Origin of the sequence: Pseudoalteromonas sp. 20-92 (assembly GCF_030847595.1) — a bacterium.
GTDB lineage: Bacteria > Pseudomonadota > Gammaproteobacteria > Enterobacterales > Alteromonadaceae > Pseudoalteromonas > Pseudoalteromonas fuliginea.
The window spans coordinates 251,375-267,415 of sequence record NZ_JANJGQ010000001.1 but is presented as its reverse complement, the minus strand read 5'-3'; the positions used below and the strand labels follow the sequence as shown (position 1 = coordinate 267,415).

Sequence of the window (16,041 nt, the reverse complement as noted above, 5' to 3'; positions counted from 1 at the left end):
TTAGCTCCTAAGATAAATATAGCTGGTCAAAACAACTAGACGGCGTCGTTTATCTGCTGTCCCGCATTTAATATCGCCCGTCGCTTTATTAGCGGTAAATTCTTGCCTGCCTTGCCACGAGACAACAACCTCTAAGTTGAATGCTTTACCGCCTGAGCCACCAATAGCTGAAGGGTTTATACATACTGTGGCCCCATCCAGCGTTCCTGTATTTTCGCGAGCGCGTATAGCTCGTTTCCACTGTTCAATATCCAACAGCGCAATTTGTGCTGAACTGCATGAATTACTAAAACAAGTAGTTGCCGATTTCATAGCGGTTTGGCTATTAAACGTTTGTTTATAGAGTGTGCCTAATTGAGACGTATCATTAGCACGAATACGTTGAATAATATCGTTGCCAAGCGCTACAGCCGCAGCGCGCTGCATTGAATCAAAACTTGCTTGCTTTGCTTTAGCTTGTAGTGCGATAGCACCTAACAAACCAAAGCTGAGAATAATAAATGCAATAAGCACTTCTATCAGTGTGAAACCTTTTTTGGAAGAAGGAAAGTAAGATTGCATAAAAAAACCAAATGAAAATTATCTAATTATTAGTTTATCTGCTAAATGGTAATGTTCAATCAATACTACGATAGGCGGTTAAATTTGTTGATAAGCGGTTAACAGAATATATTTAAGAGGAATAAAATCAAAGCGCGCTTTTGACAGCCTTGAGCTCACGACGACTAACAGGCAGTAACTCGCGACTCCCTTTAAGTTCAATCATGTGATGACTACTCCCTTGCGAATGCAAAGCAATAACCCTTTTTTTATTAACTAATGTATTACGATGAATTCGTAAAACATACGCTGGATAGAGTAATTCTAACTGCTTTAAACTTTGTTCTAGTAAAGCTTCTCCAGTTAAAAATACCATTTTGGTGTATTTTTCTTCTGCACTAAAATACAAAACATCTTTTATATCAACGCTACGTAGAGTACCAGCTAGCTGATAAGAAATTTTTACATTTTGCTGTTTTTGAATATGCACTTTGTTTAAACGCCCGACTTGCTTAAGCACCTTTTGCAATGATTGCTCTGAAATAGGTTTAACTAAATAACCCGCTGCGCTTAATTGTAAAGCATCGAAGGCATGCTCAGGGTGAGCAGTTATAAAAACAATTGCTGGAGGTAGAATTAAACTATTGAGCTCATTAGCAACTTGTAAACCATTCATTCCAGGCATATCAACATCTAAAAAAATTAAATCTGGCGTTTGCTTTTTAGCAAGTATTAGGGCTTCATTACCATTACTTGCCTCACCTTGTACAACTATACTTTTGTCGTGTGCTAACAAACGAATTAAGCGCGATCTCGCAAGAGGTTCATCATCAACAATGAGTACATTCATACACTGCCCTCAATTAGCTTAGGGATCACGACCTTGACCCTAAACACATCATTTTTACTAGTAATTGTTAGCTGCGCTTTATTCTTATAATAAATATTTAATCGCTGGCGAATATTTTCAAGCGCCATGCCGTTATTAGGCCTAGTTTGAGCATTAGAAATTATTATGGGGTTAGATACAATCATGGTTATATAGCCGGTAGTAATATGCAGCTCTACTTTTATTTCTGCACCATGCTCACTTGTTTCAACGCCGTGGCATACCGCATTTTCAATTAATGGCTGCAGGGTTAAACAAGGAATACTCAATGCAGGTAGTTCATTGGGTATTTGCCAATCAACTCTTAAGCGGTTACCAAAACGCCATGTTTCAAGTGCTATATATTGCTTACTCAGTGTTATTTCATCGTCAAGAGATACATTTTTTCCTGAGTGCATTGCAGCCTGCGATAAGGCGGCTAATGCTAAAATGGCTTGCTCTGCCGCATCGGCATCATGATGGGTAAGCTCTGCAGCAGTGTTTAAACTATTATATAAAAAATGAGGACGTATTCTAGCTTGTAAGGCATCAAGCTCAGCACGAGAGAGCGCCTTAGTTTGTTGCGCTTTTTCAAAATGAATTAATAAAAATTGGACGAATAAAGCCGCCAGCAAAGCCACTATAATGCAATTGCGAAGTGTAAAATAAATTAGGTTCTTTGTATCATCTATATCAAAAGCAAAATGGGAAAATAAAATACTAAAAATGCATGTAGATAATAAAAAAGAGGCAAAAAATAGACTTAACTGAAAAGCTTGAGTACGGTTTTGTAAAAAAAAACGACAAAAATATAAAGAAGAAGTGCCGACTAAAACAATTAAATGTAAAAATAAGCTAATGATCCCAAGTCGAAGCCAAATATCGCCTTCTACATTGGGTGCAAAGGCTAAAACAATAGCAATAACTTGAGAAACAATAAGCGAAGCTAATACGCCTCGCTCATTAAAAAGAGCCGAAAAAAGCAAACCATCATTTTGAAGTGGCTTGCTCATAACGACTCTCCTTTAATCTAAATTTTAAATTAACGTAGCTCTACAGGAACAGCAAATACGATATTCTCTTCTTCGCCTGGGTTTTCAACAACCTGTGTGCCACCTAGCTCTTTTAATCGGCTTATAACTTGTTGTACAAGTACTTCTGGCGCAGAGGCTCCCGCAGTAACACCCACTGATTTAGAACCCGAAACCCACTGTTCTTGCACATCAGTTGCATCATCAATTAAATAAGCAACCGTGCCCATTTTATCTGCCAGCTCACGCAAGCGATTAGAATTAGAGCTATTTTTAGCGCCAACGACTAATAGCACGTCAACTTTGTCAGCTAAGTCACGCACAGCGTCTTGACGATTTTGCGTTGCATAACAAATGTCATCTTTACGCGGTCCGTCAATTGATGGAAACTTACTGCGTAACGCATCAATAACATCAGCTGTATCATCAACTGAGAGTGTTGTTTGGCTGCAATAAAAAAGGTTTTCAGCATTTTTTACATCAAGCGCAATTACATCGTCAACAGTTTCAACAAGGTAAATGCCACCGGCTGAGTTATCATATTGTCCCATTGTTCCCTCTACTTCAGGGTGACCATGGTGTCCAATTAAAATACACTCAATACCTTTGCGACTCGCACGTGTAACTTCCATATGTACTTTAGTTACCAGCGGACACGTTGCATCAAATACTTTTAAGTCACGGCGTTTAGCCTCGCTGCGAACAGCTTGCGATACGCCATGTGCGCTAAAAATAACAATGCTGTCGTCAGGTACTTGATCAAGCTCTTCAACAAAAACCGCACCACGGCTTTTTAGTCCATCAACCACATAGCGGTTATGTACTACTTCGTGGCGAACATAAATTGGCTTTTCAAAAATATCGAGAGCGCGCTCAACAATACTAATAGCACGGTCAACACCAGCGCAAAAGCCGCGTGGATTAGCTAATAATATTTCCATTAACCTTCTACCTCTATAATATCAACTTCAAACGTTAAACGCTGACCAGATAAAGGGTGATTAAAATCAATCGTTACCGACTCGCCTTGCACTTCACGTACTAAACCTGGAAGTTCAGTCCCATCAGGTTGAGTAAACGCAATAATTGCACCTACCTTAGCTGGTGTTTCTGGACCAAACTTACTACGGTCAACGTAGTAAATATTATCTGGGTTTGGCTGGCCAAACGCATCTTCAGGTTCTAATTCAAACGTTTTACTTTCGCCTGCAGTTAGCCCTAATAAACACTTTTCGAAGTTTGCCGTTAAGCTGCCATCGCCCATTGTTAATTTAGCAGGTTTATTGTGCACCTTGGTAGAGTCGGCGGCAGAACCATCTTCTAATTTAATAGAAAAATGGAAAATAACTTGTGAGTTTTCACCAATTACAGCTTGGCTCATGCTTTATGCTCCTTCGGACTCTCACCGGTAAAGGCGTCAAATAACAATAGTGCTGCGCCAATACAAATAGCGCAATCAGCAATATTGAATACAGGAAAATGTGAGTCTTTATAAAATACGTGAATAAAGTCGATTACATAACCATACGCAATACGATCGTATAAATTACCAATAGCGCCTGCAAGTACCAGTGCATAGGCACCGCATAGTACTTTGTTTGTTGCAGGTAAACGTTTTAGCCACCACACAAGCAAAGCACTAATAGCAATGGCAATTGCACTTAAAAACCAACGCTGCCAACCACCCGCTTCACTTAAAAAGCTATAAGCAGCACCATAATTATGCACATAAGTAATACTAAAAACAGGGAGTAAATTTATCGACTCTTGATAAGCCATTGTCCCTACAACAAGTGTTTTACTGGCAAAGTCTATTACTAAAAGTAATAGACTCAACCAAAGCCACACTAAACCACTTTTTTGGGCTAGTTTGCTCACTAAGAATAACTCCTAAGCGAATTGACGCTTTTCACCTTCGCCATCAACATTACTTACACAGCGACCACAAATTTCAGGATGAGCTGGGTTAACACCTACATCTTCACTGTAATGCCAACAACGCTCACATTTAGCAGCATCTGTTGCAGCAACACTAATGAACAAACCTTCAATTTCGGTAGCTTGTGTATCAGCAGGCTGGCTATCAACTTCAGTAACATTTACCGCTGATGTTAACAATACAAAACGCAGTTCATCACCAAGCGCATTTAACTTAGCGGCAAGCTCTTTACTCGTAAATAAATTAACCGTTGCTTGAAGTGTTGCACCAATGACTTCTTCTTTACGTGCAGCTTCTAATAAGCGGTTTACTTCGTCACGTACTGTTAGAATTTCTAACCAGTCATCGTTACTAAATTGGCTATTTGTTGGTGCTTGTAAGCCATCATACCAAACTGATGTAAATACGTAGTCACTACGCTCACCCGGTAAAGCTTCCCAAATTTCTTGTGCGGTAAAGCTCATAATAGGGGCCATCCAACGCGTCATTGCTTCTGCTATATGATAAAGCGCTGTTTGACAAGAACGACGTGCATGGCTGTCGCTCTTAGCTGTGTATTGACGATCTTTAATAACATCTAAATAGAACGAACCAAGTTCACCCGTACAGAAGTTCATTAGCTTTTGCGTTACTAATAGCATTTGGTAGCTGTCGTACGCGGCTAAAATCTCGTCTTGTAACTGAGCAGCACGGCCAACAATCCACTTATCAAGCTCAACCATATCATCAACAGCTACTTGATCAGTTTTTGGATCAAAACCATTTAGGTTAGCAAGCAAGTAACGGCTGGTGTTACGAATACGACGGTAACGATCGGCTGAGCGTTTAAATATCTCATCCGACACAGTCATTTCTGCCGTGTAATCGGTAGAAGCCACCCATAAACGTAGAATGTCGGCGCCTAGTTTATTCATCACATTTTGTGGAGAAATAACATTGCCTAACGACTTAGACATTTTGCGGCCGTTTTCATCAACAGTAAAACCATGAGTCAATACTTGGCGGTATGGCGCATGACCATTAATTGCCACTGACGTCATCATTGACGACATAAACCAACCACGATGCTGATCAGACCCCTCAAGGTATAAATCAGCTGGACCAACTAAGTCTTCACGTGCGTCTACAACACATGCATGTGAAACACCTGAGTCAAACCATACATCTAGCGTATCTTGCACTTTCATGTATTGCTTGGCATCTTCTTCACCAAGTAATGTAGCTGGTTCTAAATCGTACCATGCTTGAATACCTGATTTTTCTACAAGCGCTGCTGCTTGAGCAATTAGCTCTTGTGTATTTGGGTGAAGTGCACCGGTGTCTTTATCAACAAACAATGCAATTGGAACACCCCAAGTACGCTGGCGAGAAATACACCAATCTGGGCGGCTTTCAACCATGTTAGAAATACGGCTTTCGCCCCACTCTGGTAACCACTGCGTATTTTTAATCTCTTTTAAAGAGTCTTGACGCAAGTTAGCCTGATCCATACTTACAAACCATTGTGGTGTAGCACGGAAAATAATTGGAGTCTTATGGCGCCAACAATGTGGGTAACTGTGCGTAAGTGCATGATGATGCATAAGTGCACCGCGCTCTTTTAATACTTCAATTACGCTCGCATTCGCCTTAAATACATGCTGACCTGCAAAAAGTTCAGTATCTGGTAAATAAACACCATTTGCGCCAACAGGGTTAGCTACTTCAAGGTTGTAATTTAAACCAGCCACGAAATCTTCTTGACCATGTCCTGGTGCTGTATGTACAACACCGGTACCTGAGTCAGTCGTTACATGCTCTGCAACAATGACAGGTACGCTAAAATCATAAAAAGGATGGGCTACTTGTAAGTTTTCAAGTGCAGCACCTTTTACATAACCTAATACATGGAAGTGATTAAAACCAAAACGGTCCATTGCATCTTTAACAAGCTCAGAGCCTAAAATTAGACGTTGTTGTACGCCTTCATCTTCAACCTGCACCAATGCATATTCTAAATCGGCATGCACAGCTACTGCGCGGTTTGCTGGAAGCGTCCACGGTGTTGTTGTCCAAATAACAGTACCAACACTGCCTTCACCTTTATGACCATCAGCCAAATCAAATGCACTTACAACAGCATCTTGATCAACAAATGTAAAACGTACATCAATCGCTGGTGATTGCTTATCTTGGTATTCAACTTCAGCTTCAGCTAGTGCAGAACCACAATCTGTACACCAATGCACAGGCTTAGCACCTTTATGCAAATGACCTTTTTCAATAATACGACCAAGTACACGAATTGCATTCGCTTCAAAGTCAAAGTTCATTGTTAAGTAAGGCTTATCCCAATCTGCAAATACGCCTAAACGTTTAAAATCAACTTTTTGACCTTCAACTTGTTTTTTAGCGTATGCACGGCATTTTTCACGAAACTCGCTCGCGGTTACTTTTACGCCCGGCTTGCCTACTTTTTTCTCAACCATTAACTCGATTGGTAAACCATGACAATCCCAACCTGGGACTAATGGTGAATCAAAGTCAGATAATGTTTTAGACTTAACAATAATGTCTTTTAATATTTTATTAACTGAGTGGCCTAAATGGATGTCGCCATTTGCATACGGAGGGCCGTCATGCAAAATAAAGGTCTTTTTACCTTTCTTAGCGCTGCGAATTTGACCGTACAGGTCGTCTTCATACCATGCTTTAAGCATTTTTGGTTCACGTTGTGCCAAATTGCCACGCATTGGAAACGGTGTTTCCGGTAAGTTCAAAGTATGTTTATAGTCGCTCATTTATCCTACATTCCGTCTCTATCGGCTACCTGATTTAAACCAAAACACTGCTTAGCGGCAGCAACATCAGTTGCTATTTGCGCCGTTAATTGTGTTAATGTCTCGAATTTTTTTTCATTGCGAAGTTTTTTTATTAACTCCACATGCATAAATTGTCCGTAAATATCCTGTGCAAAATCAAAAAGGTGAACTTCTAATAATGCACGAGTTCCATTAAATGTCGGCTTATTGCCTACATTTGCAACTCCAAAAATCTGTTTTCCTGCAATCGTTGCTTGCACTGCAAACACCCCGTCGACAGGACACACTTGGCGTTTTAGGGCAATATTTGCAGTTCTAAAACCGAGTTCACGCCCTCTTTTCCAGCCGTGTATAACACGCCCAGAAATAGCATAATCGTGACCAAGCATTGTTTTAGCACTTGCTAAGTCACCAGATGCCAGAGCATCTCGTATTAAAGTGCTGCTTACTCTAGCATTTAATTGGCGAAAACTCGCGGTGCTTTTTACGTCCATACCCGCTTGCTTGCCCATGCTAGCAAGTAAGTCAAAGTTACCTTGGCGCTGCTTTCCAAACTTAAAATCATCGCCCACAGTGAGAGCTTTAACACCTAACTTTTTAATCAAAATATCATTAACAAATTGCTCAGCATGCATGTTTGCAAATTGCTGATTAAAGCTAATGCAAATAACTCGCTCAATACCTAAATCACTAAGCAAACGTAGCTTATCTCGTAAGCGCGTTAGCCGTGCTGGGGCATTGTTTTTAGCAAAAAATTCTTGTGGCTGGGGTTCAAATAGCATTACAGTGCTAGACAAACTATGCGCTTTAGCATCGCTAAGTAAGCCTTTTAGTACTTCTGCGTGGCCTAAATGAACACCGTCAAAATTACCAATAGTTAACACACAACCAAAGTGGTGTGGGCGAATATTGTGTATACCTCTAATTAACTCCATGCCACCTAATGCCTTGTTTAGCGAGCTATTAATTACGACTAAAAATTAATTAAAGCCGCAGAGTTGCCGATTATAATCTTTTTTTTAGTTTGATTCAGTAATTGCTACACTTTTTATCGTATTTAGTCTAACGCCCATTAAAAATAGCATTGCAAAGTAGCTAATACCTGCCAAAGCCACGAGTGCTATTAATAAGACTACCTGCTGTGTAAAAGCCCATGTAGCCCAGTAATAGTAACTGCTCACAAACCATGTAACAGCTCCCATAACCATACTTGCAACAACACATTTAAGTGTAAAGCGCATACTCATTGATGAAAACTGATACACATTTTCTTTTTTAAGCTGCCTATACAGCAAAAATGCATTACAACTAGCCGATAGCGAAGTAGCAAGTGCTAATCCTAAATAACCAATGAAAGGAGCCAGCATAATATTAAATACCATATTCAACACTAAGGTAATAATACCAATACGCACGGGCGTTTTAGTGTCTTGGCGAGCGTAAAAGCCAGGAGCCAGTACTTTAATTAGCATAAAACTTACAAGCCCTACTGAATATGCGACTACGCCTAAACTTACTGCTTTAACATGATCAACACTGTCTTCTTTAAACGCACCGTGGTCGAACAATACGGTGATAATAAGCGGGCTGATGATCATTAGACCTATCATTGCTGGTAGGCCTAAAAATATAACAAAACGCACCCCCCAGTCGAGAGTATGCTGAAAGTCACTACTTTTTTTACTGCTATGTAGTTTAGAAAGCGCCGGTAAAATAACTGTCGCAATACCAATACCAAATAAACCCAGCGGAAATTCAATTAAGCGGTCTGAATAATAAAGCCATGCAATTGAGCCCGTCATCAGTAATGACGCAATCATGGTATCTAGCAACAGATTAATTTGACTAATAGAGACACCAAACAAAGCCGGTAGCATAAGTTTTCGTACTTTTTTTACGTTTTCGCCTTGCCATGCCCAACGCGGACGCGCCAACATTTTTGCACGGTATAAAAATGGAAGTTGAAACAAAAGCTGTACAACGCCACCAATAAATACGCCAATTGCGAGAGAATAAGCCCCGACGCTAAATTTATCATGTAAAAAAATGGCACACGTAATGATAGAAACATTGAGTAGAACAGGTGTAAATGCAGCAACAGCAAAACGGTTATACACATTCATGACTGCACCACTAAGCGCCACTAAACTTACAAAAAATAAATAAGGGAATGTAAATTTAAGTAATGAACTTGCAAGTTCAAATTTTTCGGCATTAGGCCCTCCCTGCCACCAATCTATAAACCAACCTGTACCAAATAATGCTGCAATAACGGGTGAGGCAACAACACCAATAATAGTGACAATCAATAAAATGGTTCCTAATGTACCTGCCGCTTGTGCAACAAAAAGCCTGACTTTGTCGTCACCTTGTTGCTCTTTAATTTCACTCAACACGGGTACAAATGCCTGTGCAAACGCCCCTTCTGCAAATAAACGACGTAGAAAATTAGGAATACGGTTAGCAAATAAAAAAACATCAGCCGCTGCACTTGCACCTAATAAATTGGCAACGACAGCATCTCGAACGAGCCCTAAAATACGCGATATCATAGTCATACAACTAACTATCATACCGGAGCGAAATAAACCTTTTGACACCTTAAACCTACTCAAAAATCCCTAAGAGAGGCGATTATGCCACAGTCTTTTTTATAAATCGCTTTAAAGCACTAGGCTGGGGGTCTGTGCTTTGTTACAATGTCAGTATTAACTGCTAAAGCGGCAAATTGATGCTCGTTATATGGTGCAGTTTTTCTTGGATTGTTAAATTTAAATTGACATTCATGATTGAAACAGGCATATTCCACGGCCTTTAATTTAAGCTTTATTTTAAGATTGTTAGGAGCAAACCTTGGCTAACATCAAGTCTGCAAAAAAACGCGCTATCACAAGCGAAAAAAACCGTCAGCACAACGCAAGCCGTCGTTCAATGATGCGCACTTACTTCAAAAAAGTAATTGTTGCTATTGAAGCGGGCGATAAAGAAGCTGCACAGCAAGCTTTTTCTGTTGCTACACCTATCCTAGACCGTTACGCAACTAAGGGTCTAATTCACAAAAACAAAGCAGCTCGTCATAAGAGCCGTATAGCAGCTAAGATTAAAGCTCTATAATTTGTTTTTGATAGAATATAAAAAACCGGCTTTTGCCGGTTTTTTTTTATTTAAAATTTAATTATATAATTACACGTTTTCTAAATCTGGATAGAACTTCTTAAGCATTGCCGCTATTTTTTTAGGAGTGAATGGCTTAACCACAAAACCTTTAGCGCCTTTATCTATCGCATCTTTTACATTCTCTATACCCGAATGAGCCGATACCATAACAACATTAGTTTCAGGGCTTAATTCATTTATTTGTGCAATTAATTCTTTGCCATCACCATCAGGTAATTCAATATCTAAAAAGATGATATTATATTTTGCAGCGCGGCACTCGCTAATACACTGTGAGGCGGTAGATGCTTCCTTTACGTTATCTATCCCTAAATGCATCAGCGTTTGACTTAAAAAGCTGCGTACAGTGCTAACGTCATCTACAATTAAAATTGATAGCTGCGTATTCATCTTCATTCCTCATAGGCTACAAGCCAAATTTACGTTATTATATTGGTATATAAATTTATTCATTTAATTATAGAGACCTACACCAAAAAGGCCAGATCTGCTTTATGTCAAAAACACAAAAAAAACAAACACTACTTGGAAAAACGCCTGCCAAAAAAAAGCAAGTACAACAACGTAGGCCTCGTACAGCATCGCAAGGCGCAATAAGTGAAACTCAAAGTCCGACTATTTCTAGCCAAGGTGGCAAAGAAACTAAGTCAAAAAAAGGTTTAATAATAACTTTAAGCATTGCTCTATTAATAATAATAACGTTTCCAAAGCCGACATTACTCACCTATAAAAAATTAGGGATGGTAAGCGAGAGCATTTATTGGCCTGGTGTATTTGGCTACGGAGCTACCATTATAGATTCAAACTTGCACCCACAATTAGATTCTAGACGAAAGTCCCTTTATTTATGTACTAATCCAGAAAGTTTAAATAACTGTCAAAAGTATCAAGTCATAGCAGATCATGGTTTATTTGCAGCGATTGGAAGTTATTTTTAGCATTAAAAAAACTAATCTGAAAATTTAAAATTACTTGGTTGAAAGGTGCGCAAAATATCAACATAATGGCGCTCCTTTTTTCTACAACTGAACTATTGAAACGACCATGCTAAACGAGCTAGATTGGCTTTTAAACACGATACTACTTGCACTAGGTTTAGGTGCATTCTTTATTAACCAGATAACACTGCTACGCGTTGCCGCGATTAGTGCATGTGGTTTGTTATTTTTATCTTTTAGCTTAGATCTTATGTCGTCGAGTGTTATTTCAAATATGAGTTTGGTGCTGATAAATACTTTTTACTTGTTCAAAGTTTATACATTTGGACAGTTCAATGTAACTCAAAGTTAACAACTTTCCCTTAGATTATTTTATAGCCCAGCATTGCTGGGCTTTTTATTGCAAAAATAGAAAGGTTCTCGGAAACATCATAAATTTAGAAAAATTATTGTCATTAGCGAAATTTTGGGTGAGTAAGGCCGTGTTTACTCTTTTAAGGCTGAATTTGTATAATGGATTGCTTGCTCGCCTACATCCAACGCTCGATACAAAAATTAGACGATGAATTTTTTATTCTTATACCTATTAGCTTAATTAAGTGATGTATTTTGAGGTAAGAAAACCGTGCCAATAACAAGGCAATAATTTCGTTATTTAGTTGTTATCACTAATTGCTCCTGCATCCGTGCAGTCGTATATCAGAAATATTTAACGCAGTTAGGTCAGATTTAATCCCTCAAAATGATTAAGTATTATTGCGGATTGGTACTACCTAGATGTGAGTGGGTAATACTAAGGAAATAACTTGGCTCTGGATAATAAATCAATCTCAGGCAGCTATTTTCAGCGCTAACTGCGTTGGATTTACTTGCAATAGGCCCGAAGGTTTCAGTCGATTAAGTAATCTCTTAACCAAAGTTTAGGTTAAATAGTATTTATGGAAACGATAAAAAAGCAAAAATTTGGAAATAACCACAGCAAAATTAAATAATTGACTGTGGCATTGTATAATTACAGAACAGTCGGTTGATTAAACCAAGCAGATACACCCAATACAATAATCGAAATAACAATTAAACTTAACTTCACACCACCTTGATTCGTCTTCATAACACCCTCTTTATTGTTTTTATTAATGAGAATACCTAACAACAATAATAAAAATTACAAGTGTTAACAAGTAGTTTGTTAAATTATTTAACTATCCATTAATAACCTTTCGTTCTATCTATTAGATTATTAAGTTTACTACCTTGCCTTAAACATTCAATATTTTCTGCTATTTGCTCAATAACACTTCTTAAATCAGATAATGCGGCACAGTGAGGCGTCAGTGTTATTTTTGGGTGCTGCCAATATGGGTGGTCGATTGCGAGTGGCTCTTGCTCAAAAACATCTAAAGTAGCTACTCGTAAGCTATCTGTATTTAAAGCATCTAATAAATCTTGCTCAATAACATGCTCCCCACGGGCAGCATTAATGAGTCCTGCATGAACTGGAAGCTTTGATAATAATGTGCGATCAATTATACCGGTAGTTTCTTGTGTAAGTGGCAATAAACAAATTAGATAATCTATATTAGGAAGCATTTTATTAAGGCCTTGTTTAGAATAAAACATTTCAACATTAACTGCCTTTTTCTCTCTTTGCGCCCATGCACTTACAAGAAAGCCATTACTAACAAGCTTTTTTGCACACGCCTTGCCCAACTCACCAAACCCTAAAATACCAACATTTTTATAGCTATAAGCACGCTTTGGCTGCCAACTTTGCTGGTTTTGTTTAATAAAATACTCTTTAAAACGTAACTTTTGCGCTAATACATGAGCAAGTACATATTCAGCCATATCCTCTGCCAACTGAGTATCAACAATGCGCACAACCTCAACATTACTAGGTAATAATGCTAAATCGATACTGTCAACTCCAGCACCAAAAGACGAGACAACTTTTAAATTAGGAAGTTGTGACCACATTGTTTGCGGGGCTTTCCAAGCAAGTACAAAGTCGACTTTATCCAAACTCTGGCAATCTGGCCACTCTTCTATGCATACATTAGGTAACCGTATTTTTAATTGCGCCATTAATTTTTTGTTATCTCGCCCTGTGATAGCAACTAATACAGACATCTTTATTTCCAAATAAGTTCGAGTTTAACTAATTATACTAATCAAGATATCTTTGCCTAGGGCCTACTGACCTTTTAGATTGAAATTCGTTCAATCTAGGGGCGATTAAATCGCGGCGCGAGGTTTGTAACCTAGCGGGCTCGGTAACTGCTCCTGCGTTACCCTAGTGGCTTACATCCATGTAAGAATAAGTAATACCAACCTGCATAAATCTTTGATCAATTTAACGAATTAAATTGCACTATAACGTCGTTAAAATTTTTTTTATTTACGACTGCATGGATGCAGGAGGTAGAGCAATGCAGGGAGCAATTGCCGAGAACAACTAGATACAAAAATTTTTGCCTAGTCCTAGCGTAATTTTCTTAACGTTAAATAGACCCCATATATAAGCTGATTGGTATAAAAACCGAGCAACAAAGAGTAAATTGCCCCTAGGCAGAGTCCTACGGGCTGCGGATGTTTAACCTCAAAAGATAAACATGCCTTGGCTCAATTCGCACTTTAAAAAGTCACACAACTGCAAAGTAACTGTCACACCCTTTTTTTATTCTAAGTAAATGGTAAACATGCCAATGCGTGAAAGAGGTTTATATGATTAGTATTGATAAAGTGATTGCAGCAAATTTACCACAATTAGAAAAATCACCAAAAGTAAAAGGCCTTGTAAAAAAAGGGCTAGGGTATCTGTTACATGAACAGGAGTTTGTTGCCTTTGGTGATGCTTACCCTCACTTGCAAGGTTTAGAGTTTGTTGAACAGGTATTAGATGAGCTTGATTTTGATACACGCTACAAACCTAAACAAATTGAACATATCCCCAATGAAGGTAAGCTGGTTATTGTTGCAAACCACCCTATCGGCTCTTTGGATGCACTTGCACTTATTAAAGTACTCTCAACTGTTAGACAAGATTTAAAGGTTGTAGCTAACCGTATGCTGATGTCGGTTACCCCCATGCATGAACTGTTACTACCCGTTGATAACTTATCTGGAACAAGTAAAAAACAAGAACTCAATAATATCCACCAACACTTAAAAAACGAAGGTGCACTGCTTATATTCCCTGCCGGTGAAGTCTCTCGTTTGAGCCCCACAGGCATAAAAGATTGCAAGTGGAATAGCGGTTTTTTACGTATGGCAAAAAAAGCCAACTGCCCCATTTTACCTGTTTTTATAAAAGCTAAAAACAGCCCTTTATTTTATGGCACATCAATGATTTATAAGCCTCTAGCGAGTTTGCTACTGGTCAAAGAAATGTTTAAGCAACGTCAAAAGTCATTGGAGTTTGAAATTGGAGCTTCAATTCCGCCTGAGTCTTATTTGATAGAAAATCTAAAAGATAAAGAAGTTGTAAACCTTATTCGTAAGCAGCTTTATAGGCTAACGTCTAAAAAGCCGTTACCACTAAAAACACAAATGCCTCTTGCTATACCTGAATGCAGAAAAGAGCTAAAAAAAGCGATTGATCAATGCCAGTTGCTGGGTAAAACAATCGACGATATGCATATTCACCTTTATCAATATACCGGTAGCTCTGCGGTGTTTAGAGAGCTAGGTCGATTAAGGGAAATTGCATTTAGAGCAGTGGGAGAAGGCAGCGGTAAGCGTCGAGATATAGATAAATATGATATGGATTATCAACATCTTGTATTATGGGATCCTACTCAATTAGAACTCGTTGGTGCATACCGATTAGCTTGTGCGCAAGATATAATAAAAAAACACGGACGAAAAGGGCTCTACACTGATAGCTTATTTTCCTATACAGAGGCCATGACCCCCTACTTACACCAAGGTATTGAGCTTGGTCGCAGCTTTGTACAACCAAAGTATTGGGGACGTAAAAGCTTAGACTATCTTTGGTATGGTATCGGCGCCTTTATTAAAAACTACCCACAATACCGTTACTTATTTGGCGCTGTAACCGTACCTAATACCCTACCAGAGCAGGCAAAAGCCATGCTTGTTTATTATTATCAACATTACTACAAAAACAATGTGCAACTAGCAATGCCTAACAATGAATTTAGACTAAGCGATCAACAACTCACACAATGCCAAACAGTGTTCAGTGGCAACAATGTGAAAGAAGATTTTGTAGAGCTTAAGCACGTACTAGCCAATATGGGAGCGCAAGTCCCCACGTTATTTAAACAATACACTGAGCTCTGTATGCCCGGTGGCGTACAGTTTTTAAGTTTTAGTATTGATCCCGACTTTAACAATTGTATAGACGGCTTGGTTTTAGTCGACCTGGAAAGCGTAAAAGAGAACAAAGCAAAACGTTACTTAAAAAAATAATAACTAGTGCAAAAACTAGAAAAATTTATTACAACATGTGTTTGGCATTCATGTTATCTCATTGCCTATTTATGCACAGTAACGGCATTGCATAGACGTGGCCGATTAAATAACCTGAACTCTGGATAAATCTATCTCAAGTAGAGTTCAGGCTAAAGGGTTCTTTCTAGGGACAATTAACTCTTTGTTGCTCGGTTTTTACTTATTCTTACACGGATGTAAGCCACTAGGGTAACGCAGGAGCAGTTACCGAGCCCGCTAGGTTACAAACCTCGCGCCGCGATTAATCGACCCTAGATTGAACAAATTTCAA

The 16,041-nt window shown here is 38.8% G+C and carries 15 protein-coding genes; 4 read left to right on the top strand and 11 right to left on the bottom strand.

Features of this window, described 5'->3' with window-relative positions; genetic code table 11:
* The 9 genes from pilV to murJ form a co-directional block, all read right to left on the bottom strand.
* Window positions 1–561 (bottom strand): type IV pilus modification protein PilV, encoded by a 561-nt coding sequence (gene pilV / locus NRL14_RS01100; protein ID WP_306723783.1) that lies wholly within the window; start codon window positions 559–561, stop codon window positions 1–3.
* 127 nt (window positions 562–688) lie between these two features.
* The gene (locus NRL14_RS01095) at window positions 689–1,390 is read right to left on the bottom strand and encodes a LytTR family DNA-binding domain-containing protein (RefSeq protein ID WP_033032062.1); all 702 of its coding nucleotides are present in this window, start codon (window positions 1,388–1,390) and stop codon (window positions 689–691) included.
* Window positions 1,387–2,421, bottom strand: a complete 1,035-nt coding sequence (locus NRL14_RS01090; protein ID WP_306723782.1) for a sensor histidine kinase — start codon at window positions 2,419–2,421, stop codon at window positions 1,387–1,389. The genes NRL14_RS01095 and NRL14_RS01090 overlap by 4 nt, the downstream gene beginning before the upstream one ends.
* 29 nt (window positions 2,422–2,450) lie before the next feature.
* Window positions 2,451–3,380, bottom strand: a complete 930-nt coding sequence (gene ispH, locus NRL14_RS01085; RefSeq protein ID WP_008135758.1) for a 4-hydroxy-3-methylbut-2-enyl diphosphate reductase — start codon at window positions 3,378–3,380, stop codon at window positions 2,451–2,453.
* Window positions 3,380–3,820 (bottom strand): FKBP-type peptidyl-prolyl cis-trans isomerase, encoded by a 441-nt coding sequence (fkpB, locus tag NRL14_RS01080; RefSeq protein WP_002958231.1) that lies wholly within the window; start codon window positions 3,818–3,820, stop codon window positions 3,380–3,382. The genes ispH and fkpB overlap by 1 nt, the downstream gene beginning before the upstream one ends.
* A complete protein-coding gene (gene lspA, locus NRL14_RS01075; RefSeq protein WP_007376920.1) occupies window positions 3,817–4,317 on the bottom strand; it encodes a signal peptidase II in 501 nt (166 codons plus the stop codon). Before lspA ends, fkpB begins: the two co-directional genes overlap by 4 nt.
* A 12-nt stretch (window positions 4,318–4,329) precedes the next feature.
* A complete protein-coding gene (gene ileS, locus NRL14_RS01070) occupies window positions 4,330–7,158 on the bottom strand; it encodes an isoleucine--tRNA ligase (RefSeq protein ID WP_306723779.1) in 2,829 nt (942 codons plus the stop codon).
* 5 nt (window positions 7,159–7,163) lie between these two features.
* On the bottom strand, window positions 7,164–8,114 hold the full coding sequence (gene ribF / locus NRL14_RS01065; protein WP_306723778.1) for a bifunctional riboflavin kinase/FAD synthetase: 951 nt from the start codon (window positions 8,112–8,114) through the stop codon (window positions 7,164–7,166).
* An 84-nt stretch (window positions 8,115–8,198) separates the two neighbouring features.
* Window positions 8,199–9,737: a murein biosynthesis integral membrane protein MurJ gene (murJ, locus tag NRL14_RS01060; RefSeq protein ID WP_373462514.1), complete on the bottom strand. Its 1,539-nt coding sequence runs from the start codon at window positions 9,735–9,737 to the stop codon at window positions 8,199–8,201.
* A 295-nt stretch (window positions 9,738–10,032) separates the two neighbouring features.
* On the opposite strand from murJ, the gene rpsT reads away from it, so the two are divergent.
* A complete protein-coding gene (rpsT, locus tag NRL14_RS01055) occupies window positions 10,033–10,293 on the top strand; it encodes a 30S ribosomal protein S20 (RefSeq protein ID WP_002958225.1) in 261 nt (86 codons plus the stop codon).
* A gap of 69 nt (window positions 10,294–10,362) precedes the next feature.
* Here the strand turns inward: rpsT and NRL14_RS01050 are convergent, their stop codons facing one another.
* Window positions 10,363–10,746, bottom strand: a complete 384-nt coding sequence (locus NRL14_RS01050) for a response regulator (RefSeq protein ID WP_007376916.1) — start codon at window positions 10,744–10,746, stop codon at window positions 10,363–10,365.
* 104 nt (window positions 10,747–10,850) lie between these two features.
* On the opposite strand from NRL14_RS01050, the gene NRL14_RS01045 reads away from it, so the two are divergent.
* Together NRL14_RS01045 and NRL14_RS01040 are read left to right on the top strand one after the other, a co-directional pair.
* Window positions 10,851–11,294 (top strand): hypothetical protein, encoded by a 444-nt coding sequence (locus NRL14_RS01045; protein ID WP_033040243.1) that lies wholly within the window; start codon window positions 10,851–10,853, stop codon window positions 11,292–11,294.
* Window positions 11,295–11,400: 106 nt separating this feature from the next.
* Complete coding sequence (locus NRL14_RS01040; RefSeq protein ID WP_007376914.1) at window positions 11,401–11,646, top strand: hypothetical protein; 246 nt, start codon at window positions 11,401–11,403, stop codon at window positions 11,644–11,646.
* Between the two features lie 857 nt (window positions 11,647–12,503).
* Here NRL14_RS01040 and NRL14_RS01035 read toward each other — a convergent pair.
* Window positions 12,504–13,424 carry a glyoxylate/hydroxypyruvate reductase A gene (locus NRL14_RS01035; RefSeq protein ID WP_306723776.1) on the bottom strand — a complete coding sequence of 307 codons (921 nt, stop codon included), beginning with the start codon at window positions 13,422–13,424 and terminating at the stop codon, window positions 12,504–12,506.
* A 594-nt stretch (window positions 13,425–14,018) separates the two neighbouring features.
* Here NRL14_RS01035 and NRL14_RS01030 point away from each other — a divergent pair.
* Complete coding sequence (locus tag NRL14_RS01030) at window positions 14,019–15,728, top strand: lysophospholipid acyltransferase family protein (RefSeq protein ID WP_033041286.1); 1,710 nt, start codon at window positions 14,019–14,021, stop codon at window positions 15,726–15,728.
* Window positions 15,729–16,041: the final 313 nt, after the last annotated feature.